23 protein-coding genes, 1 tRNA gene and 1 pseudogene are annotated in these 21652 nt (G+C 59.5%); 10 read left to right on the forward strand and 15 right to left on the reverse strand.

Annotation, left to right across the window (positions count from 1 at the left end):
* Position 1: 1 nt before the first annotated feature.
* On the reverse strand, positions 2–775 hold the full coding sequence (locus H4P12_RS01005) for an SDR family NAD(P)-dependent oxidoreductase (RefSeq protein ID WP_187791735.1): 774 nt from the start codon (positions 773–775) through the stop codon (positions 2–4).
* A gap of 171 nt (positions 776–946) precedes the next feature.
* Between H4P12_RS01005 and H4P12_RS01010 the strand changes: the two genes are divergently transcribed.
* Both H4P12_RS01010 and H4P12_RS01015 read left to right on the forward strand, forming a co-directional pair.
* Positions 947–1645 (forward strand): TetR/AcrR family transcriptional regulator, encoded by a 699-nt coding sequence (locus H4P12_RS01010; protein WP_246448774.1) that lies wholly within the window; start codon positions 947–949, stop codon positions 1643–1645.
* A 63-nt stretch (positions 1646–1708) separates the two neighbouring features.
* A complete protein-coding gene (locus H4P12_RS01015) occupies positions 1709–2713 on the forward strand; it encodes an NAD(P)H-quinone oxidoreductase (protein WP_187792435.1) in 1005 nt (334 codons plus the stop codon).
* Positions 2714–2768: 55 nt separating this feature from the next.
* On the opposite strand, the gene H4P12_RS18985 is transcribed toward H4P12_RS01015, so the two are convergent.
* The 3 genes and pseudogenes from H4P12_RS18985 to H4P12_RS01025 all read right to left on the reverse strand — a co-directional run bounded on the left by H4P12_RS18985 (position 2769) and on the right by H4P12_RS01025 (position 3269).
* Positions 2769–2900, reverse strand: coding sequence for a hypothetical protein (locus H4P12_RS18985; protein WP_343069764.1), 132 nt, complete (start codon positions 2898–2900; stop codon positions 2769–2771).
* A gap of 9 nt (positions 2901–2909) precedes the next feature.
* Positions 2910–3056, reverse strand: a pseudogene (locus H4P12_RS01020) (catalase); the annotation flags it as partial.
* A gap of 138 nt (positions 3057–3194) precedes the next feature.
* Positions 3195–3269, reverse strand: a tRNA-Gln gene (locus tag H4P12_RS01025).
* A gap of 94 nt (positions 3270–3363) precedes the next feature.
* Here H4P12_RS01025 and H4P12_RS01030 point away from each other — a divergent pair.
* Entirely contained in the window at positions 3364–4539 is a 1176-nt protein-coding gene (locus H4P12_RS01030) for a BaiN/RdsA family NAD(P)/FAD-dependent oxidoreductase (protein WP_187791736.1), read from the forward strand.
* Between the two features lie 3 nt (positions 4540–4542).
* Here the strand turns inward: H4P12_RS01030 and H4P12_RS01035 are convergent, their stop codons facing one another.
* Genes H4P12_RS01035 through H4P12_RS01050 form a run of 4 tightly spaced genes read right to left on the reverse strand, consistent with a single transcriptional unit; the run spans position 4543 to position 9161 of the window.
* Entirely contained in the window at positions 4543–5898 is a 1356-nt protein-coding gene (locus H4P12_RS01035; protein WP_187791737.1) for a mechanosensitive ion channel domain-containing protein, read from the reverse strand.
* Positions 5895–6737, reverse strand: a complete 843-nt coding sequence (kdsA, locus tag H4P12_RS01040) for a 3-deoxy-8-phosphooctulonate synthase (protein WP_187791738.1) — start codon at positions 6735–6737, stop codon at positions 5895–5897. The genes H4P12_RS01035 and kdsA overlap by 4 nt, the downstream gene beginning before the upstream one ends.
* Positions 6734–8524: a KpsE/RkpR family capsule polysaccharide export protein gene (locus H4P12_RS01045; protein WP_187791739.1), complete on the reverse strand. Its 1791-nt coding sequence runs from the start codon at positions 8522–8524 to the stop codon at positions 6734–6736. The genes kdsA and H4P12_RS01045 overlap by 4 nt, the downstream gene beginning before the upstream one ends.
* A complete protein-coding gene (locus tag H4P12_RS01050; RefSeq protein WP_187791740.1) occupies positions 8508–9161 on the reverse strand; it encodes an ABC transporter ATP-binding protein in 654 nt (217 codons plus the stop codon). Before H4P12_RS01050 ends, H4P12_RS01045 begins: the two co-directional genes overlap by 17 nt.
* A gap of 167 nt (positions 9162–9328) precedes the next feature.
* Here H4P12_RS01050 and H4P12_RS01055 point away from each other — a divergent pair, with 167 nt between their 5' ends.
* From H4P12_RS01055 to H4P12_RS01065, 3 genes are read left to right on the forward strand one after another with little or no spacing between them, the layout of a single operon-like run.
* A complete protein-coding gene (locus H4P12_RS01055; RefSeq protein WP_187791741.1) occupies positions 9329–9904 on the forward strand; it encodes a uracil-DNA glycosylase family protein in 576 nt (191 codons plus the stop codon).
* 42 nt (positions 9905–9946) lie between these two features.
* On the forward strand, positions 9947–11542 hold the full coding sequence (locus H4P12_RS01060; protein ID WP_187791742.1) for a peptide chain release factor 3: 1596 nt from the start codon (positions 9947–9949) through the stop codon (positions 11540–11542).
* On the forward strand, positions 11539–12444 hold the full coding sequence (locus H4P12_RS01065; protein WP_343069744.1) for a DMT family transporter: 906 nt from the start codon (positions 11539–11541) through the stop codon (positions 12442–12444). Before H4P12_RS01060 ends, H4P12_RS01065 begins: the two co-directional genes overlap by 4 nt.
* 7 nt (positions 12445–12451) lie before the next feature.
* On the opposite strand, the gene H4P12_RS01070 is transcribed toward H4P12_RS01065, so the two are convergent.
* The 3 genes from H4P12_RS01070 to H4P12_RS01080 form a co-directional block, all read right to left on the reverse strand.
* Positions 12452–13294: a transglutaminase-like domain-containing protein gene (locus H4P12_RS01070; RefSeq protein WP_187791743.1), complete on the reverse strand. Its 843-nt coding sequence runs from the start codon at positions 13292–13294 to the stop codon at positions 12452–12454.
* The gene (locus tag H4P12_RS01075) at positions 13294–13722 is read right to left on the reverse strand and encodes an OsmC family protein (RefSeq protein WP_187791744.1); all 429 of its coding nucleotides are present in this window, start codon (positions 13720–13722) and stop codon (positions 13294–13296) included. The genes H4P12_RS01070 and H4P12_RS01075 overlap by 1 nt, the downstream gene beginning before the upstream one ends.
* Before the next feature lie 90 nt (positions 13723–13812).
* On the reverse strand, positions 13813–14982 hold the full coding sequence (locus H4P12_RS01080) for a deoxyguanosinetriphosphate triphosphohydrolase (protein ID WP_187791745.1): 1170 nt from the start codon (positions 14980–14982) through the stop codon (positions 13813–13815).
* Between the two features lie 78 nt (positions 14983–15060).
* Here H4P12_RS01080 and H4P12_RS01085 point away from each other — a divergent pair, with 78 nt between their 5' ends.
* On the forward strand, positions 15061–15384 hold the full coding sequence (locus H4P12_RS01085; protein WP_187791746.1) for a HesB/IscA family protein: 324 nt from the start codon (positions 15061–15063) through the stop codon (positions 15382–15384).
* A 91-nt stretch (positions 15385–15475) separates the two neighbouring features.
* Positions 15476–15832 carry a hypothetical protein gene (locus tag H4P12_RS01090; RefSeq protein WP_223115660.1) on the forward strand — a complete coding sequence of 119 codons (357 nt, stop codon included), beginning with the start codon at positions 15476–15478 and terminating at the stop codon, positions 15830–15832.
* Positions 15833–15860: 28 nt separating this feature from the next.
* On the opposite strand, the gene H4P12_RS01095 is transcribed toward H4P12_RS01090, so the two are convergent.
* Positions 15861–16466: a hypothetical protein gene (locus H4P12_RS01095; RefSeq protein ID WP_187791747.1), complete on the reverse strand. Its 606-nt coding sequence runs from the start codon at positions 16464–16466 to the stop codon at positions 15861–15863.
* A 427-nt stretch (positions 16467–16893) separates the two neighbouring features.
* Between H4P12_RS01095 and xth the strand changes: the two genes are divergently transcribed.
* Positions 16894–17679, forward strand: a complete 786-nt coding sequence (gene xth / locus H4P12_RS01100; RefSeq protein ID WP_187791748.1) for an exodeoxyribonuclease III — start codon at positions 16894–16896, stop codon at positions 17677–17679.
* A gap of 12 nt (positions 17680–17691) precedes the next feature.
* Here xth and H4P12_RS01105 read toward each other — a convergent pair whose 3' ends face one another.
* Entirely contained in the window at positions 17692–18582 is an 891-nt protein-coding gene (locus tag H4P12_RS01105; protein ID WP_187791749.1) for a cation diffusion facilitator family transporter, read from the reverse strand.
* Positions 18583–18779: 197 nt separating this feature from the next.
* Between H4P12_RS01105 and H4P12_RS01110 the strand changes: the two genes are divergently transcribed.
* The gene (locus H4P12_RS01110; protein WP_187791750.1) at positions 18780–19106 is read left to right on the forward strand and encodes a YnfA family protein; all 327 of its coding nucleotides are present in this window, start codon (positions 18780–18782) and stop codon (positions 19104–19106) included.
* Between the two features lie 23 nt (positions 19107–19129).
* On the opposite strand, the gene H4P12_RS01115 is transcribed toward H4P12_RS01110, so the two are convergent.
* Both H4P12_RS01115 and H4P12_RS01120 read right to left on the reverse strand, forming a co-directional pair.
* Entirely contained in the window at positions 19130–19468 is a 339-nt protein-coding gene (locus tag H4P12_RS01115) for a hypothetical protein (RefSeq protein WP_187791751.1), read from the reverse strand.
* A 130-nt stretch (positions 19469–19598) separates the two neighbouring features.
* Complete coding sequence (locus tag H4P12_RS01120; RefSeq protein ID WP_187791752.1) at positions 19599–21458, reverse strand: extracellular solute-binding protein; 1860 nt, start codon at positions 21456–21458, stop codon at positions 19599–19601.
* Positions 21459–21652 lie beyond the last annotated feature (194 nt).

The raw sequence follows: 21652 nt of genomic DNA on the forward strand, positions 1-21652 counted from the left end.
CCTAAAGCGATGAAACAAGATGGCCGCCATCGACGGCGATATCGGCACCGGTGATGAAGCGGCCCATGTCGGACAAGAGCAGCAACAGCGCCCCGTCCAGATCCTGCGGCTGGCCAAGGCGGCGCTGCGGCACGCGGCGGATCAGCGCCTGACCCTGTTCGGTGGCAAAGAAATGGCTGTTCAGGTCGGTCTCGATATAGCCGGGGCTGAGGCTATTGACGCGGATGCCGTGGCGCGCCCATTCCAGCGCCAGCGCACGGGTCAGTTGCAGCACCCCGCCCTTGGACGCCGCATAGGCCGCGACATGGCCCGAGACGCGCGAGCCGAGGATCGAGGCGACGTTGACGATGGCGCCACCCCGACCGGCCTCGCGCATCGCCGCCGCCGTGGCGCGGGCGACGTGGAACACGCCCTTGAGGTTGGTGTCGATCACCGCGTCCAGCGTGTCCTGATCCAGATCGAGCGCGGCACAGGAATGCGACACGCCGGCATTGTTGACGACCAGATCGAAGACCTGCCCCGAGAGCGCCGCCTGCACCGCCTGCGCCGAACTGACATCCAGCGCCAGCGGCGTCGCCTGATGCCCCTGATCGCGCAGGTCAGCGCACAGCGTCTCGACCCGGTCGATCCGCCGCGCGGCGGCGACAACATGCGCGCCCTGCTGCGCCAGAAGCCGCGCGAAATGCGCCCCGAGGCCGGTTGAGGCACCGGTTATCAGGGCTGTGCGGCCCGCCATGCCGGGCCATGAATGAAGGTGGTGTTCAGTTTTGGTCATGGCGTCAACCCTCCTATCGAGCGCTCGCTCATTTTTTTATGCGGGAGGAGGTGCCAACTTGTCAAGCGAGCGTTCGTTCTATAAATTGCGACGAAAGATTCCAGACGCAATGTCAGGGCGTGGATACCGGGTTGGTTGTCGCAACGATCATTGAAGAGAAGGGCACCGAAAATGTTGGAATTAAAGGGTCATACGGGCGACGACCTGTGCCGTTCGATGCTGGAACGGCATGCAGATGTCATCTCGGTCCAGAAGCCTGACGTTGCACTGAAAAAGCTGAAAATCATCATCTCGGCAGCGCTGAAACTGTCCAACAGCAAGGGCTTTCAGGCGATGTCCTTGCGTGACCTGTCGAAAGAATCAGGCGTTTCGATGGGGGGGCTTTACGCCTATTTCGACAGCAAGACCACGCTGCTGAACATGATCCTGTCCGAAGTCACCGGGGCGGTCGACAGCGTTCTGGGCAACCCGCCGCCCGAAGTGGTCAGCGATCCGATCGAACATCTGAAATGGTTGATCGAGGCGCATATCCGCCTGACCGAGGAGATGCAGCCATGGTTCAGCTTTGCCTTCATGGAGGCCAAGAATTTTCCCGCCAAGGAGCGTGGCAGGGCTGTCGATAGCGAGGCGTTGACCGAATCTCTGTTCGCCGAGGTTACGGCCCGCGCCATCGCCGATGGTCGCTTCCGCCCCGGCGTGACACCCCTTTTGCCGACGATGATCAAGCCGCTTCTGCAAGACTGGTATGTCAAACGCGCCAAATACCGCCGTCGCAAGGTGTCGGTCGACGATTATATTGCGGCGGTGCAGGAAATGGTCCTGACCACCTGCCTGCCCGTCGATCAGCTTTCCCACCCCGCGGCTGGATGATTTCCCAAACCCATTTCTGAAAATCAAGGAGACATTCCTGTGGCAGAACAGCTGGAAGGTCAAATGACATGCGTCGCCATTTCGCGGCCAGGGCCGCCCACGGTCCTTGTGCCCGAACAGCGCGACATCCCCCGCCCCGAACCCGGCGAGGTCGTCATCCGCGTCGCAGCGGCTGGTGTGAACTATCCGGACGTGCTGCAGCGGCAGGGTCGCTATGCCGTGCCGCCTGACGCGAGCGATCTGCCGGGTCTTGAGGTTGCCGGAACCGTCGCGGCAGTTGGCAGCGACGTCGGCGATCTGAAGGTCGGCGACGCTGTCTGCGCCCTGACCCATGGCGGGGGCTATGCCGAATATTGCCGCGCCCCGGTCGAGCAATGCTTGCCGATCCCCGCCAATGTCACAATGGCCGAGGCCGCGACCCTGCCCGAGGTCTATTTCACGATCTGGTTCAATCTGGCGATGCAGGGCGATCTGCTGAACGCCCGGCGGCTGCTGGTCCATGGCGGCAGCGGCGGCATCGGCAGCGCGACGATCCAGCTTGCCTCGGCCCTTGGGGTCGAGGTCTTCACAACCGCATCAAGCGATGAGGCCTGCGATTTTTGCCGCGAGCTGGGCGCCAGCGTCGCGATTAACTATCGTCAGCAGGATTTCTTCGAGGTGGTGCGCGACAAGACCGGCGGCGAAGGTGTCGATCTTGTGCTGGACATTGTTGGCGGCGACTACATTCAGCGCAATATCGACTGCCTTGCGCAGAAGGGCCGATTGGTGAACTTGTATTATCTGCAGGGCAGCAAGGTTCAGATCGACATGATGCCGGTGCTGGTGAAAAACCTGATCCTGACCGGATCGCTGCTGCGGCCGCAGCCCTTGACCGTCAAGGCCCAGATCGCGGCCGGGTTGCAAAAGACCGTCTGGCCGCTGTTTGCGGCCGGGAAGATCCGCTCTGTCGTCGATCAGACCTTCCCGCTGAACCGCGCCGCCGAGGCCCATGCCCTGATGGAAGGCCGCAAGCATGCCGGCAAGATCGTGCTGCTGACCGATTACGGGCAGCAACTGCAATCGGCCTGACCGCGCAAGACGTGCTACCCCGCCCCCGGTCATCGCGACCGGGGGCGTGGGGGTTTCAGCCACGCGCTATTGCCCCATATTCGCCGAACATATTGGGTTCGTAATGCAGCCGTGATCCGTAATTGCCCTTCCCCCGCATCGCGCCGTCGCGGTGATCGGCGTTATAGGGGCATTTGGGCAGATTCACCGGGATCTGGGCATGGTTCAGGTCGGGAACTTTCAGCGGATCGCGCAGGAAGAAGACCGGTGTATTGTTGCCGAACAGGTCCCAATTGCCTTCCTGAGTATGGAATTCCATGGCGAATCCGCGAATGTCGCGTTCGGCATCGGCCGCGCCGCGTTGCCTCGACGTTAGCCAGGAAGGCGTCCAGAAAACACGGGGCTATTCACCGCGCCATTGATGGACAGTCATGGAGGACATGGTCCCTATTAACCGCCTTGCGGCGCTTTTAGGTGACGCTTTCAAGAACCTGGATGATTTTGGCTGGGGCGGTAGGATTCGAACCTACGGTACACGGTACCAAAAACCGATGCCTTACCACTTGGCCACGCCCCAACTGTGGAAGGCTGTCTAACTAACACGATCAGAGGGTGCAAGTCGAAAAATGAGAAAACTTGCGTGCCAAACGCAGCCCCGATATGCGCCCATTATGGAACAGGCAGATATCGTTATTCTTGGGGCCGGAGCGGCCGGATTATTCTGTGCAGGCTCGGCCCTCGGTCAGGGGCGGCGGGTCGTTGTGCTGGATCACGCAACCCGTCCGGGCGAAAAAATCCGGATATCCGGTGGCGGGCGATGCAATTTCACGAATCTGGCCGCCAGCCGCGAACGCTTTCTGTCGCAGAACCCCAGATTCGCGGCCAGTGCGCTGTCGCGCTACCGTCCCGAGGATTTCGTAGACCTTGTCGATAGGGCGGGTATTGCCTGGCATGAAAAAACGCAGGGCCAGCTTTTTTGCGACGGTAAGGCAACACAGATCACGGATATGCTGCTGAACCGGATGCGCGGGGCGGACCTGAGGCTGGGGAGCCAGCCACGTTCAATCAGCCAGATCGGCGACAGGTTCATCGTCGATGCAGGCCAGCATAAAGTTGAGGCCAGCCGGATCGTGGTCGCGACGGGTGGCAAGTCGATCCCGAAAATGGGGGCGACGGGATTTGCCTATGATCTGGCGCAGCAATTCGGCCTGCGGTTGGTCGAAACGCGGGCCGGACTTGTGCCGCTAACCTTTGCAGAGCAGGATCTGGCACTGTGCCGGCCCTTGGCGGGCGTCGCGATTGACGCGCAGATTGCCCATAACGGCGGCAAGTTTCGTGATGCGCTGCTGTTTACGCATCGCGGGATAAGCGGGCCGGTCATCCTGCAAATCTCAAGCTACTGGCAACCCGGAGAGACATTGCTGATCGACATGGCGCCGGGCCGCGATGTTGCACAAGAACTGAAGAGGCAACGCGGGCAGGGCGGTCGTATGGCGGTTGCAACGGCGCTGTCGGCGATTCTGCCCGAACGGTTGGCCGCTGCCATTGTGGCGGAAATGGGGCTGGCCGATGCCAGATTGGCCGATCAGCCCAATGCGAGGTTGGAGGTCCTGGGGGCAAGGGTGAACCGCTGGCCCATCAGGCCTGTCGGAACCGAAGGATATCGCACGGCAGAGGTGACCTTGGGCGGGATTGATACACGTGATCTGGATGCCAAAACGATGCAGGCGCGGCATGTGCCGGGGCTGTATTTCATCGGCGAGTGCGTGGATGTGACCGGGTGGCTGGGCGGCTATAATTTCCAGTGGGCATGGGCATCTGCCGATGCCGCCGGAAAGGCCTCATAGGTTTTAGCTGCCCTGCGGGTTCCGCGGCGGAGCAGGGGTCAGCAGGTTGCGGCCATCATCAACCCGTTCGCGGTCGACCATTTGTTCGAACGCCTCATCGGGTGTCAGATCAAGGGTTTTTTCCCGTTTATATGGTTTGGGTGCGGGGGCGGCAGGTTGCTGATCGGCGACTTCGCCACCTTCCATCTGCACGCGATAAATCATCTCTGGAACGGCAAAACCTGCATCATCCAGCGCACGCCGCAATCTTCGGAACGCCTCACCACGGGCAAGGTCGAAATCGGTCCCTTCCTGAGAAAGCCAGCCGCCTGCACGCACGACGATCAGTTCCTGATGCGACCCAGAGGGTTCGATCCACGCCACAGGCTCTGGCCGTTTCATGACGAAATCCATGCCCGCCATCGTCTTGATCGCCAGATCGCGCGCCAGCCACATATCCGAGGCGGGGTTGATGACCAGATCCACCATGAAGCGCCGTTCGGGATTGCGCGTATAGTTGATGATCACTGCCTTGTAGATGATCTGGTTCGGGATGCGAATGTGGTTGCCGTCCAGCGTCAGCAGCGAGGTTCCTCGGCTGGTCATGCGGATCACGCGGCCACGCAGGTTGTTCACCTCGATCAGGTCATTCGGATTGAAGGGCTGCCGCAGCGACAGAATCAGCGTCGCGACGAAATTTTCGATGGTATCGCGAGAGGCGAAGCTGAGCGACAGACCAAAGATACCTGCGGCACCCAGCAAGGTGCCCAACAGGGCGCCCGCTTCCATCAAGTCCAATGCCACGACCAGCGCCACGATCCACGATGTCAGCCGGATTGTCTGGGCCAGGAAATCGGCGATGAACGGATTCGGGGTCAGATGCTCGATCGTTTTGCGCCGCCGGGAAATCCAACCCCCAACGATCACGATAACCGCACCGACCCCAAGGCCCAGAAGGACAAAGGGGAAGCCCGCAGCAATCGTGTTCAAACGCTGCTGAAACCGTTCCCGGACCGTTTCCAGTCTGGCACCGATATCGGTGCTGAGCGCGACTTTGTTTTCAATCGCCACCACCCCATCGACGCGGGACATCAGCTCGTTCAGGCGGGTGATGGTCTGCTGTTCGGTAACCTCACCTTCCAGCGTGACGACGCCAGCGCGAACGCGGGCCGTGATCGCCGAAAAGGCGGGCACTTGGTTGAGGATGCCGTCAATTCGGGTGCGAATCGCGAAATCCGTCGCGGGATTGTCGCGGACCGATATGGTTCCGACGGGGGCTTCGTTTGTGCCTGCATCATCGCGGGCCTGTGCGCTGGCCATCGGTGCCAGCGTCAGGCTTGCGATCAGCAGAAAAAATCGAAAAACCCGCCAGAACCTCATGCCATGACGGGATCGGCTTTTGCCAGCTGGTCGAACTGCATCAGCGAGGCGACCAGGGATGGCATCTTGTCCAGATAGATCATGTTCGGCCCGTCAGAGGGGGCATTATCGGGATCCTGATGGGTTTCGATGAAGACACCCGCAACGCCCAGCGACACCGCCGCCCGCGCCATCACAGGTGCAAATTCGCGCTGTCCGCCGGATGAACCGCCCTGACCGCCCGGTTGCTGCACCGAATGGGTCGCATCCATGATGACGGGATAGCCTGTCCGCTCCATCGTGGGCAGCGAACGCATGTCTGCGACCAAAGTGTTATAGCCAAAGCTGGTTCCGCGTTCGGTCAGCATGATCTTGTCATTGCCGGTCGAGGCGACTTTATCCGCGACGTTGGCCATATCCCATGGGGCCAGAAATTGCCCCTTCTTGATATTCACCACCGCACCGCTGCGACCTGCAGCCAGCAACAGATCGGTCTGCCGGGACAGGAAGGCGGGAATCTGGATAATGTCGACGACTTCTGCGGCGCGGGTGGCCTGTTCGATGTCATGCACATCGGTCAGCACCGGGCAGCCAAGACGGTCGCGCACCGTCGCCAGCATTTCCAGCCCTTCTTCAATGCCGATACCGCGTTTGCCGCCAAGCGAGGTCCGGTTGGCTTTGTCATAGCTGGCCTTGAAGACATAGCTTGCGCCTTCTTTCGCGCAGATTTCGGCCATCTTCTCACCGATCATCAGAGCGTGGTCCAGTGTTTCCAATTGGCATGGACCGGCAATGATCGTCAGCGGCAGGTCGTTGCCACAGGTGATATTGCCGATCTGAACGTGCTTTTGCTGGGTCATGTTGAAACCTGCTCGCGGAGAATGGACGTTGTCAGGGACAACATAAGGTAAATTCCGGAAAATATAAGGAAGGCCACCAGAGTGTTCTGAAATGCCTTGGGATAGGTTGCTTCATCTGGCGGGACGGGGGTGATCGACAGGGACAGGTAGCGCACTTGCTTGTTCGCCTCGATCCGGGCGGATTCCATTTGTTCGGCGGCGGCGGCCAGCAATTCCTGACGTGTCAGCAAATCACTTTCCGCAATTCGCAATTCGCCGCCTATCGTCGCCAGAGAGCTGCGTGTTTCATCGCCCTGCGTCAGTTGCTGACGGGTATCGGCGATCATTTCTTCCAAACGCGCTACGTCACCTCGCACGGCGGAAACGCGGCTTTCATTCGGGCGGGTATTCGACAACAGCTGCCCCAACTCCAACCGCTTTGCGGACAGCTGATTTTCCAACGAGGCGATCTGATTCATCACGACCGTGCTTTCGGCGGCCGGATCAAGCACGCCCAGCGATTGTTGCAGTTCCTGCACGCGTTGCTGCGCGGCGACCACCTTTGCTTCGGCATCCTCATAGACCTGAACAGCGCCCTCCATCTGGTCGGCACGCAATCTGGCGGTCATATGATCCACGCGTTCTTCAGCATAGTCGATCAGTGCCCGCGAGAATGCTTCGCTGATTTCGGGGTTCGGGGCGATAACCTCCATATCCAGCATCCCCTCGGTCGGATCATAGCCGATTTTTACCGATTTCTGATACAGCCGGTAGGTCGCCTCATTCGTGGCATCAGCTGGCAACCGTTTCAGGGGGTCAATGGACGGATCCTGATAGGCCGCCCGGAACCCCTTATCCGCGTTCAAGCGCATCATCGCATCGCGTGACGACAGATAATTCTGCACGCTGACCGCATCACTATTGGCCTGCATCCCGGCGATGGCGTTTCCTTCACCGCCCAAACCGCTGACGCTGGCGAATTGAATCTGAAACTGAGAATGCGTGGCGTAAAGTGGCGTCGCGACGCGGAAATAATAAAGCCCTGCAATTACCGTCGGCAACACAACCAACAGCAACAGGCGCATCGCCAGAAACAGCATGCGGCGGCGGCGGCGGCGGGCGATATCGCGTTGAATTTTGAAGATTTCTGCGGCGCGGCGATCTTCGTCCAGCGTCTCTCGCGGGGGCAAGCGCGCCCCGCCCGCGCTTGGCAGTGGCAACGGCATGCTTTGCTGGGCAGGGCGAACAAGGGCAAGCGGCTGCTGAGATGGTTTTGCCTGTGACCTGCTGCCTTCGGACGACAGAATTTGCCCCAGGGCTGCCCGGTGCGACGGGTCAATGCCGCGTTCTCGCAGGCGAAGGACCGCCTCTTCGTCGGATTCGACATTGATATGATGCAGCCCCGCAATGCGGCGTGCGATGCGCAACTGTCGTGCCGACAGGTTTTCGGCCCGAATCGCCGCCAGCTTGGCGTCCAGATCATCTTCATTGCCGGGGGACGACGGCTTGTGGCCGACGTTACCGGCTTTCTTTGCGGCGGCGTCGGCGGCGGCGCGCAATCCATCAAGCCCGTCGTCGACGGGGTCCGTGCGCATGAACCGCGCACGCTTTGCGGCAGCGTCACTTGTGGCGCTGTCCCCCGGTTTCGCGGTTGCGGCCTGGTCCGCGCCGGTGGGTAGCGGGCTTGCTTTCTTCTGAACCTCGACCCGGATGCGAGGATCGGTTGCAGGCGTCTTCGCCGCTTGTCCCGGCTGCACAGCCTCATCGGCCGAGATGTGGAAGCGGCGGGCCTTAGGCGGTGTAGTCATAATATTGTTTCGCTTCGTCGAGGGATTCGAACATGTAAAGCCGCCCATCCCGCAGGATCGCGGCAGAATCACAGAATTTTTCAATCGTGGCCGGTTGGTGCGATACGATGATCACCGTCGCCTTGCTAAGCCGTTCATACAGCACAGATCCTGCCTTGCGGTTAAATTCGACATCGGTTGTTTGCGGCATGCCTTCGTCGATCAGATAGATGTCGAATTCCAGCGACAGCAGCAGTGAAAAATTGAACCGCTGTCGCATTCCGGCCGAGTAGGTGCCCACGGGCCGGTCGAAATATTCGTCGATATCGGTCAGCCAGCGTGCAAAGGCAGAGACATAGTCAGGATCCAGCCCGTAAAGCCGCGCGATATAGCGGGCGTTTTCATTGGCGGACAAACGCGCCACCAGACCGCCCATGAAGCCAAGCGGGAAGGAAATCCGGCTGGTGCGGCGGATTTTCCCTTCATCAGGTTTTTCCAATCCGCACATCATGTTGATCAGTGTGGTTTTGCCGGTACCATTTGGCGCAAGAATGCCGACCGAATTGCCGGGTTCGACGCGAAAAGACGCGTGGTCAAGGATCACCTTGCGCCGCGTTCCCGTCCAGAAGGACTTGGAGACGTTGTCGAATTCCAGCATGGCTTTTGTCACCACCCACTTACTTGCCCGAACCAGCGATCTTCCGCATGCGTGTCGTGCATCGGTATTTCGGCAGTCGCTGACTGTCCACAGTTCCCTTGGTGATGCCAGATGAAAGATAGTTGTGTCACCCTTCTTTCGTGAAGCATTTTTACTAGATAGGTGGGATGACCGATCTTCAGCAGAAAATCAGGGCATGTCGCCTATGTGAAACGCGCTTTGCCGCAACGGCCACACGGCATCGGCCGAAGCCGGTGGTCTGGTTTCAAACGGGTGCGCCCATCCTGATCGTGGGGCAGGCTCCGGGGATGCGGGTGCATGAAAGCGGCAAACCCTTTACCGATCGATCCGGGGACAGGCTGCGGCAATGGATGGGGATTGATGCGGAGATGTTCTATGATCGCAGCCGGACTGCCATCGTGCCGATGGCTTTCTGTTTTCCGGGCTATGATGCCAAGGGGGCCGACCTGCCGCCGCCGTCACTTTGTGCGGCGACATGGCGTCAGCAGGTCATGGACAGGCTGCAACCCAAGCTGACCTTGCTGGTGGGCGGGCATGCGATGAAATGGCATCTGGGCGCGCAGAACGTGACCAGGACCGTTGCGAACTGGCGTGATCATGCACCTGCGATCTTTCCCCTGCCGCATCCCTCATGGCGAAATACGGGCTGGCTGAAACGCAATCCGTGGTTCGAAGCTGACCTGTTACCTGAATTGCGCACCGCTGTTGCGGCAATGCTGTAAGGCCAATTGCACAACCGCCCGTTCGGCTATACATGCGCGGGCATGAACAACCGCCCCGCGCTTCCGCCCGAAATCGCCCGCCGCCGGACCTTTGCGATCATCTCGCATCCCGACGCCGGTAAGACCACGCTGACCGAAAAGTTTCTGCTTTACGGTGGCGCCATTCAGATGGCCGGTCAGGTCCGCGCCAAGGGCGAGGCGCGCCGGACCCGTTCCGACTTCATGAAGATGGAACAGGACCGGGGGATCTCGGTCTCGGCCTCGGCGATGTCGTTTGATTTCGACGGCTATCGCTTCAATCTGGTCGATACTCCCGGTCACAGCGACTTTTCGGAAGACACCTATCGCACGCTGACGGCGGTGGATGCCGCGATCATGGTCATCGACGGCGCGAAAGGCGTGGAATCCCAGACCCGCAAACTGTTCGAGGTTTGCCGTCTGCGTGATCTGCCGATCCTGACCTTCTGTAACAAGATGGACCGTGAAAGCCGCGACACGTTCGAGATCATCGACGAGATTCAGGAAAACCTTGCTATTGACGTGACCCCGGCAAGCTGGCCCATCGGGGTGGGCCGCGAATTCATCGGCTGCTATGACATGTTGAACGATCGGCTGGAACTGATGGACCGCGCCGATCGCAACAAGGTCGCGGAATCGATCAAGATCGAAGGTCTGGACGATCCCAGACTGGAACAGCACGTCCCGGCCGAGTTGCTGGAAAAGCTGCGCGAAGAGGTTCAGATGGCACGCGAGTTGCTGCCCGCCTTTGATCGCCAATCCTTCCTTGAAGGGCATATGACCCCGATCTGGTTTGGCAGCGCGATCAACAGTTTCGGCGTTCAGGAACTGATGAAGGGGATCAGCCAATACGGCCCCGAACCGCAGCCGCAAAACAGTGCGGATCGTGAAATCGTGCCCGAAGAAAAGCCGGTGACCGGCTTTGTCTTCAAGGTGCAGGCCAATATGGATCCCAAACACCGCGACCGGGTGGCCTTTGTTCGCCTGGCCTCGGGGCATTTTGAACGCGGGATGAAACTGCTGCATGTGCGGTCGAAAAAGCCGATGGCGGTGTCAAACCCGGTGCTGTTTCTGGCCGCCGACCGCGAACTGGCGGAAGAGGCGTGGGCAGGCGACATCATCGGCATCCCGAACCATGGCCAGCTGCGCATCGGTGATGCCCTGACCGAGGGTGAGGGGTTGCGCTTTACCGGCATCCCGTCATTCGCACCTGAATTGTTGCAGACCGTTCGCGCCACTGACCCGATGAAGGCAAAGCATCTGGAAAAAGCCCTGATGCAATTCGCCGAGGAAGGCGCCGCCAAGGTGTTCAAGCCGATGATCGGTTCCGGCTTCATCGTCGGCGTCGTCGGCGCGCTGCAATTCGAGGTTCTGGCCAGCCGGATCGAGCTGGAATACGGCATCCCCGTCCGGTTCGAGGCGTCGCAATTCACCAGCGCCCGGTGGGTTGCAGGTCCAAAGGACAAGGTCGAGGCCTTTGCCAACGCCAACAAGGGCCATCTGGCGCAGGATCACGATGGTGACATGGTCTATCTGACCCGCCTGCAATGGGATATCGACCGGATCGAACGCGACCACCCCGAGCTGAAACTGACGGCGACGAAAGAAATGATGGTGTGAACCTGCCCTTGCACGAACTTGCGGCGCTTGGCGCCGCGGCCTGTTGGGCATTCACGGGAACGGTTGTCACGGACGCCGTTCGCGCCATCGGGCCGTTCCGTTTCAATTTGTTGCGGCACATCTTTGCCATCGTTCTGCTCAGTGCAATTGTCGTGTTTCGCACCCCAAGCGGGTTGTTGGACATTGACGCGGGGCTGGTGCTGATCCTGTCCGGGGTCATCGGAATTTTCATTGGTGACACGCTGAATTTCGCGGCTGTCGGACGCCTTGGGGCGCGGCGGGCCGGAGCGATCTTTGCGCTGAACGCGCCGATGGCGGCGATCCTTGGCTGGGCGGTGCTGGGCGAGGAACTGTCGCTGCAGGCAAGCATCGGTGTTGCGCTGACCGCTGCCGGTGTCGCGATCGCGATTGCAGGACGACCACGCGCCAATGCGCACCGCTTCGAGCAGACCGAGGGCATCGTGATAACCGGCATCCTGTTCGGTCTGGGCGCGGCATTGGGGCAGGCGGTTGGCGCCCTGATCGCGCGACCTGTCATGGAGGCCGGGGTCGACCCCTATGCGGCATCCCTGATGCGTGTGGCAGCCTCGGGTCTGTGTTTCGGCGCGCTTGGCAGCCTGATGATGGTAGGGGGCTTCAATGGCAGACAGAATGCCAAACTGACTGCGGCGGTTGTGTTGCCTGCTCTGGCAACTGCGGTGATCGGTCTTGGTCTGGGCATGACGCTGGTGTTGTATGCGTTGGTAGGGGGCAAGGTGGGGATCGTCTCGACACTGTCGGCGACATCGCCGGTTCTGATCCTGCCGATGCTGTGGCTCCGCACGGGCCAGCGACCCACGGCGGCCAGCTGGCTGGGTGCCGCCATCGCCTGCACCGGAATGGCGTTGATTTTCCTGCGCTAAGCGGAAATCAAGCAAACAGCATTCCGTCCAGCTCATTTCCCTGATGATCGACAGGGTGGCACCAAACGGTAAAGCCGTCCAGCGTGTGCTGACCAAAGCTGTTGATCAACGGCACATCCGAAGCGTCATGCCCGCGGGCAACGACAACGCGGCCGATACGGCGCTGGTTGTTGCGTGGATCGAAAGTCCACCACTTGCCGCCCAGAAATACCTCTGTCCAGGCGGCGAAATCCATGGGGTCAGGAACTGCGGGCACGCCGATATCCCCGACATAGCCGTTTACATAACGGGCGGGGATATTCAGCGCGCGAAGAAAAGCCAGCGCCAGATGTGCAAAATCGCGACAAACGCCCACACCCTCGGCATTCGCCTCGGCCGCCGTGCGCGTTGCGCGGGCCTGTTGATAATCAAAGGTCAGATGGTTGTGGGCGTAATCGACAATCGCCTGAACGCGGGACCAACCGGGTGCGATCGTGCCGAAACGGTCCCAAGCCTCTTGGCTGAGAAGATCCGTTTCGACATAACGTGATCCGGTCAGAAAATTCAGCGCTTCATCGGGCAACGCTTCGACCGGCCATTCTTCGGCGGATTCGTCCACCGCATCTCGCTGACCGTCATCGTGCAAGGTCACATCACCGCGCAGCGTGAACTGACCCTGCGGCGCAATCATGCGTCTGCAGATATTTCCATAGCCGTCGAAATAGCTGTGAATCGGCGTCTGCGGGTCGGTCGTGACACTTTCAGGCGCGATAAAATCGCCCTGCCGTGACACATGCGGCGCCGTTTGGCAGATCAACGGGGTGTCCTGTGCCGTTGTGATGATGATTTCATGACCGACCCGGATCAGCATCAGGCGACCGTCGCATCCATGGTCACGTCTGCCTTCAGGAGTTTCGACACCGGGCACCCTGCTTTCGCCTGCTGAGCCAGTTCCTCGATCTTTGCCTTGTCGCCATCGCCCGAGATATTGGTGGTCAGATGGGCTTTGGTGATGGTGAAGCCATCGCCATCCTGCTCCAGCGTCACGGCCGAGGTCGTATCGATCGTCACATTCGAGATACCGGCATCTTCCAGCATTTTCGACAGCGCCATCGAGAAACAGGACGCATGCGCCGCGCCGACCAGTTCTTCGGGATTGGTGCCGGGCTTGTCTTCAAACCGGGTATTGAAGCCATAGGGCTGTTCTGACAGGGCACCGGATTGCGTCGAGACCGTCGCCTTGCCGTCCTTCAGACCGCCTTGCCATTTTGCCGAACCTTTGCGCGTGAAACCGGCCATCTTCATTCCTCCTGTCAGATGTGCAACTGCCACCTAACGCGCAGGCCGGGATACGGGTTCGCGATACGATAAATATTAAACGATAAATATCTACAACGGACGCCGGGCGAACAGTCGCTGATGTTCCGCGATGGCATAGCGGTCGGTCATCCCTGCGACATAGTCCAGCACGATACGGGCGCGATGCGTTTCATCGGGTGCGGCCAGGGCCTCGGCGCTCCAATGATCGGGCATGTGGCTCGGATCGTTCAGAAAAAGCGGGAACAGATCGTTCAGCATGGCGGTGACGCTGACACGTTCATCCACCACCGAGGGCGCGCGATACATGCGGGTGAACAGAAAGGATTTGATGGCCTTGATGTTCTGATACAGCGGCTTGGAAAAGCGGATGATCGGGCCGTCCATATCACGGATTTCCTGTGCCGATCTGGGTTGCAGGCTGGCCAGTCGGTTTTCGGCGACGTGGATCACATCCTCGACCATGACACCAAAGACGCGGCGCAGCGCCTCGTGACGGCGGCGCATCGGGTCAAGGTCCGGGTGGCGGTCGTCAACCTGGGCAAAGGCAGTGCCCACCACGGGCAGTTCGGCCAGTTCCGCCTCGGTAAACAATCCGGCTCGCAGACCGTCATGCAGATCATGGTGGTTATAGGCCACATCATCCGCCACCGCAGCAACCTGCGCTTCGGCGCTGGCATTGGTGTGCAGTTCCAAATCCCATTGGTCATTCACCTCGGCCAGCGCATAGGGCAGAGGAGCGTGAACCGGCCCGTTATGCTTGGCGATCCCCTCCAGGCTTTCCCATGTCAGGTTCAGCCCGTCGAAATCCGCGTAATGGCGTTCCAACCGGGTCACGATCCGCAGCGCCTGTGCGTTGTGATCAAAGCCCCCATAAGGGGCCATCAGCGCCGCCAGCGCATCTTCGCCCGTATGACCAAAGGGCGGATGGCCCAGGTCATGGGCCAGTGCCACGGATTCGGCCAGATCGGTATTCAGGTTCAGTGCGCCGGCGATGGTCCGGGCAACCTGCGCCACCTCGACCGTGTGGGTCAGACGGGTGCGGAAATAATCGCCACGATAGGCGTCGCCATCATGTTCCACGAAAACCTGCGTCTTGTGTTTCAGCCGCCGAAAGGCGCTGGAATGGATGATCCGGTCGCGGTCGCGCTGCCAGGGTGAACGGAATGTAGACAGGTTTTCCGGATACAACCTGCCGCGGCTGGCATCGGGGTGGCAGGCATAGGGCGCTAATGTTGACACGGACTGACGAAGCCTTCCTTGCGGGATATGGTGGCAAAGCCTATATTTGTTATCCACAGACGAAAACGGGAACGCCCCATGAACCTGCCTCCGAAAGTAACCGAACGCGCCTTTGCCCGGTTGGCCGAAATCAACGAAGGTGGTGAAACCCGCCCGCTTCGCGTGGCCGTATCCGGTGGCGGATGTTCCGGGTTCCAATACGATATCCGGCTAGATGATCCTGAATCCGATGATTTGGTGCTGGAAGGTGGCGGTCAGCGGGTGGTGGTCGATCCGGTCTCGCTGCCCTATCTGGCGGGCGCGGTCATTGATTTTTCGGATGAGCTGATCGGCGCGCGTTTCGTGATCGACAACCCGAATGCATCATCCAGTTGCGGTTGCGGCACGTCCTTTTCGATCTGAGGTCTTATCCTGCACAAACCTGTTTTGTTCTGGCTTGGGCGGTGACGCCCGAGTAGGGTCAATTCAAGTTTAACAAATCTGGATAAGACCCATGAAAACCAAGATCTATATTCTGATTGCCATCCTTTTGGTCGGGATCGGCGCCTATCGGCAATTCGGCACATCATCCGTGTCCGCAGCGGATCAGGCGCGTTGCGAGCAATTGGTTCGGGATGAATATGGCAGCGACGCTGAAAACGCCAATACGATGCTGGCCAATTGCAATGACCCGGGAATGATTGCGATGATGGATGCTCGGGCAAGTGGTGCAGGCGCCGAACAGGCCGCCAGCTCGATCGCTGCGGCCAATCAGACCGATCTGTTTTCGATGATGATCAACTATGCCCTGATCGGTGCCGGGATCGGCGCGTTGATGGTTGCCTTCGCGCCTAGGAAAAAGCGGGCCTGAATCCCATTTCGGATCAAGGTTGGCGGGATCATCCACAGACGATCTGGCGCAGCTTTATATCCAGTTCGTTATAACGCAATTCGCCCCAGAAATCGCCCATGCCTCGTCCAGCCAGAAGTGAGGCGATTTCACGGTTCGCCCCATCCCAACCGTGACGGATGCTGTCCAAACCGGCGATCTGGCAATGGGTTTGCGGGCGCGCGTCCGCCACCCGCATCTTGCCGTTCTGTTCGATCAGCGTGATGATATGGCCATGCCTGCGCGCCACGCCCGCGCCGAACGTCAGGGGCGCATCCATCTGCGTCCAGCCGGTGTCGCTGCCGAACAGCTGATCCTCATTCTGCCAGTCGCGGCCATAGGCGAAACGCACCATCCATGTGCCCGGCGGAACCAGCAATCGGAACAACCGGCCGCCCTGGATATACCCCGCCATCACAGGCTGGTCTGTCTCTGGGTCGACAATATAGGCGACATAATCCTTGCCCGGCAACGTCTTCACCAGCATCGGCAGGGTCGCTGGCAACCCGCTGCGGTTCCACATCAAACCGGCACGCGGCCGTTCGTCCGCCCATGCAGGCGCGGCCAGCGCGGGCAGCAGGCATAGCAGCAGCAGTGCAATCAGGCAGCGTATCATCAGGTCCGATCCCAAGGGGTCCTGACCCTATTCTATCACCTTGGGGCGAAAACCGAAATGCAGCGCCCTAAGGCAGAAAGGCCGTTTTGTCCTATCGCTGCCAGGTCATCCAGCAGGATTGAAAACTCTGCGGTCCGGTCGCCATTCATCCGCCAGAAATGATGATATCCGTGCCCGCGCCGACGATGTGGCCACTGCTGGAAAATCAGACCGGTAGGATCATAATCCAGTCCGATATTTCAGGGTGGTCGCCAGATTCAGGCCAAAGGCGCAGTATAGCGGAAAAGCGATCCGTTCTGGATTGTTTCAAAAGCGTGAAATGGCTCGGAACTAGAAGGGGAATAATCTCGGCCCAGCCGGCAATGATCCAAAAGAACAGGTCGTGGGACGGCTTGCCAATCCGGCGACGAAAGCCGAACATACAGGCATGAAAATCGCGACATTCAACATCAATGGCGTCAAAGCCAGAATCGAAGCATTGACCGACTGGTTGGCAGGGTCCGGCGCCGATGTGGTCGTGCTGCAGGAAATCAAATCGGTCGACGAAAATTTCCCGCGCGAACATTTCGAGGATTTGGGCTGGACCGTGGAAACGCACGGTCAGAAGGGCTTCAACGGTGTTGCGATCTTTTCAAAGCTGCCGTTGGAAGATGTCATGCGTGGTCTGCCCGGTGACGATGCGGACGAACAGGCCCGTTATATCGAAGCGACCGTGATCGGTGATATTGCCGTGCGGATCGCGGGGCTTTACCTGCCCAATGGCAACCCCGCTCCTGGGCCGAAATACGATTACAAGCTGGCTTGGATGCAACGTCTGGCAGCGCGTGCGGCGGAACTGCGCGCGACTGAAATGCCGGTCGTGATGCTGGGCGATTTTAACGTCATTCCTGAAGCCCGCGATGCGGCCAACCCGCAGAACTGGATAACGGACGCGCTGTTTCTGCCCGAAAGCCGTGCGGCGCTGCGCCGGATTGAATGGGCAGGCTGGAGCGATGCTGTCCGTCTCCGCGACCCATGGTCGACGCGTGGCCCATTCACGTTCTGGGACTATCAGGCAGGTGCGTGGAACAAGGATGACGGCATTCGCATCGACCATCTGCTTTTGTCACCGCAGGCGGCCGATCTGATGGTGGATGTCGGCGTCGACAAGGATGCGCGGGCGGGTGAAAAGCCCAGCGATCACGTGCCTGTCTGGATCAGACTGGCTGCCTGAAAAAGGCCGCCGTCAGTCCAGCACCAGCACGCCGCTGTGCTTGGCCTTATGTTCAGGCTCGACATGAATGGTGATCTGCGCTTCGGGCAGCTTTGCCTTGATCGAAGCCTCGATCCGGTCGCAGATTTCATGGGCGCGTGTCACCGTCGTTTCGCCATCCACGACCAGATGAAAATCGATAAAGGTCGCGCTGCCGGCATGGCGCGTGCGCAGGTCATGCGCCTCGATTGCGCCGGTCGCACGGTCGGAAATGATGTCGCGGATTGTGGTCAGGGTCGCGTCGGGCACAGCTTCGTCCATCAGCCCGCTCAGCGACGATGCCATCACCTTCCACCCCGACCACAGAATATTCAGTGCCACCAGCCCCGCCAGCAGCGGATCAAGGATCGGCCAGCCCGTCGCAACGGCCAGCGCAACGCCAATAATGACGCCGATCGAGGTCACGACATCCGAAAGCAGATGGTGGCCGTCCGCGACAAGGGCAGGGGACTTCAGGCGGCGCCCCTGACGGATCAGAACGGCACACCAGATTGCGTTCAGAACACTGGCCCCGGCATTTATCAGCAAGCCTTCCATCGGTGCCTCCAGCAGGCGCGGATGCATGAGCCCATGATAGGATTCGCGCAGGATCAAAAGCGCGGCGACAATGATCATCACGCCTTCCAGAACGGCGCTGAAGAACTCTGCCTTTTGGTGGCCATAGGGATGGCTGTGATCTGCAGGCTTCGCGGCAATGCGAATCGCGATCAGCGCCGCGATGGCGGTCGCGACATTGACCGTGCTTTCCAGCGCATCCGACATCAGCGCGACCGAACCCGTCAGCCACCAGGCCAGGGTTTTCAGCGCCAGAACAATCACACCAACAACAATGCTGCCGGTGGCGATTTTAAGAGTTGGCGACATGACCCGCACCCCTTGAACGGTCCCTTGATCGAAGAGGGCATGTCGCAGATCAGGCATTGAACCTCAACCGGTCGCAGCCCGGAAAAGCCCGAACTGCGCAGAAAAGGGCCTTGAATCTCGCTAGTTGAGAGGGGTTCGCAAGGGTCTTGCGAAGCATTCTCATGGACGGGATCGCGGTCGGGGTTTAAGACAGAATCATGCAGGCCATTTTCATTTACGCCACCGCCGCGCTGGCCGAGATTGCTGGCTGCTTTGCCTTTTGGGCGTGGTATCGGTTGGATAAATCGGCGCTTTGGCTGGTGCCGGGCGTCCTGTCGCTGATGCTGTTCGCATCGCTGCTGGCGTTGAGCCCGCCGGATCAGGCGGGACGGGCCTACGCCGTTTATGGCGGCGTCTATATCGCCGCATCGCTGTTGTGGTTGTGGCTGGTCGAAGGGCAAAAACCCGATCAGTGGGATCTGATCGGGGGGGCTGTCTGTCTGATCGGGGCGGCCATCATCTTATGGGCACCACGAGACGTCTGACCTGGCAGGCGCTGCGTCCGCGATCAATCGCCGTCGCCGCGAATTTCATCATCCTGACCGAAGCGGGCGTCATCGTCATATTCGTCTTCGCCTTCGCCGACGTATTTGGAACTTAGCGCGATGGAATGATTGTCATGGATCGGGTCCATCACGACGTCCGAGGGGATTTCGCCGATCAGCCATTCCCGAAGTTCCTCTTTGATTTCGGCGCTGTCCTGTCCGGTCACTTCGACAAGATATTTGACGAAGGCACGTTGATCGCCGCCGATATCATCCAGATCGCCTTCATCGACTTCCGGCCATTTTTCCTGAATGGCCTCATAGAAGGCGGGCCAGTTTTCCTCGACGTGGTGCCATTTCATCAGTAGCCCCTTCCACCTATCCCGGTCTGTGCCCACGTGGCGATGCCGGTTATGTCTTCACCAACGCCCGCGACCGTGTTGCATCCGGCCAAAAGGGCACAGGCAATTATTGCGCCTATCACTGCTTTCATCACTCTGCCTCCTGCCACCACAGCTCGGGCATGAAACCCGGCCAATCTCCGTATAATGGTGTGCGGTCACTAGGATAATGCAGGTTGGACGAATGAGCCAGACGTGAGATGGGCGAGAAGCTGACCGGAATCACGTATCGGCCCGCTGTAAGCACACGATCCAAGGCCCTGACGGCAGAAGTAAATTCTTCGGGAGTGTCTGAAGTCACGATTTCCTGGATCATCGCCTCGGCTGCGGGGCTTTTCATTCCCATCCAGTTCCGGCTGCCGGGCTGATCCGCTGCGGCGCTGCCCCAATACAACATCTGTTCATTTCCGGGTGACAGCGACAGGGCGCGTTCATACCAGGTCATGTCAAATTGAAAGTTGTTCGTGCGCTGAATGAACTGCGCCGAATCCAGCAGGGTGGCATGGGCGTCGATGCCCAGACGGCGCAGGGCCTCGATAAAGATATCGACCATTTGCTGCGTCTCTGACGCGGCGCGCATGGCACTGCCGGATTGGTTCAGCAGGATTTCAAAGGCGAAGGGGCGGCCATCGACATCGCGCAGCTTGCCGCCCTGAACGGTCCAGCCCGCCTGTTCCAGCAGGTCCATGGCACGGCGCATGCCGTCGCGATCAATTGGCCGGTCCGAGCCTGCGGGCAGGGAATAGCCTTCGATCGTTCCGGGCAGCAGGTCATCCGCGAATGGCTGCAAGAGTTCCGCCACGCGGCCTTGTGCCGGGCCGGGCTGCATCGCGATCGCAGAGTTTGAGAAGTAGGACGTGATCCGAGGTTCTTTTCCGGCGTTCAATGTGTTGTTGATGAACTGGAAATTGAACGCTTCGATCATCGCCTGCCGCACACGCCAATCCGTGAAAAGCGGGTGGCGCGTGTTCATCACCAGCCCCATGATGCCCGACGGACGTTCGTTCGGAATCTCGGCTTTCAGAACACTGCCTTGCGCGGCCCTGGGAAAGTTGAACTGCGTTTCCCATTTTTGCGGCGACAGTTCACGCCAGATATCGGCATTGCCCGCCTTGAATGCCTCGAACATGGCATTGGCGTCGCCATAATAATCATACCGGATTGTGTCAAAATTATGCAGGCCGCGGTTCAGCGGCAGATCCTTGCCCCAATAATCGGGATTGCGCCGGAACGTGACTGAACGACCGGGATCAACGCGGTCTACCATGTAAGCGCCCGATCCGATGGGAGCTTCCAGCCCGGATTGAGCAAAGTCCTTGCCGTCCCACTGCGCTTTTTTCAGAACCGGACGCAGCCCCATCAGCATGGCCAGTTCGCGGTCCTGTTCGTTGAAGGTGAAACGGACGCTTCGGGGGCCAGTCTGTTCCATCCTGGCAATCTTGGACCAGACGCCGTGATAGCGGGGATGCCCCTGCGTCCCAAGCGTTTCATAGGACCACATCACATCTTCGACAGTGACCGGACTGCCGTCGGAAAAGCGGGCTTCGGGCCGCAACGTGAATTCCACCCAAGAGCGATTCTCATCGGTTTCGACGGATTCGGCCAACAGACCATAAAGCGTAAAAGGCTCATCAATTGACCGATACATCAGCGTTTCGACCACATGAACGCCCACGCCCCAAGCCGCATCGCCCTTGAGAACCCAAGGTTTCAGCGAATCGAAACTACCCGGCTCTGCCATGCGAATCGTGCCCCCTTTCGGGGCTTCCGGATTCGCATAGGGCAGGGATTCGAAACCTGCCTCCAACGCAGGTTTTCCATACATTGCAATGCCATGCGCGGGATCGGCAAGGGTTGCCAGCGGCATTGCTGCAACACCGGAACCAACCAGAGCCAGCAGCGAAAAAGCACGCGTAATCGCGCATTTGTTAAGGTTTTTGAAGATTCGCATTGCCTGCCGCCCGGTCATTCTTGTTGTCGTTCCGATATCAACAATCTGAGTCTGCGGGCGTCAATGGCAGCGGGGAAATGGATGTTGGACTCGGGCGGTGCATCGCGTATAAATAACTCACTGCTCGATAGGTTTCTTGCCTGTATGAAACCTGCCTCATGACTTGCGCCCGCCTTGTGCGGGCGCTTTTTTAT

It is taken from the genome of Paracoccus amoyensis, assembly GCF_014490725.1.
In the GTDB taxonomy this organism is placed as follows: domain Bacteria; phylum Pseudomonadota; class Alphaproteobacteria; order Rhodobacterales; family Rhodobacteraceae; genus Paracoccus; species Paracoccus amoyensis.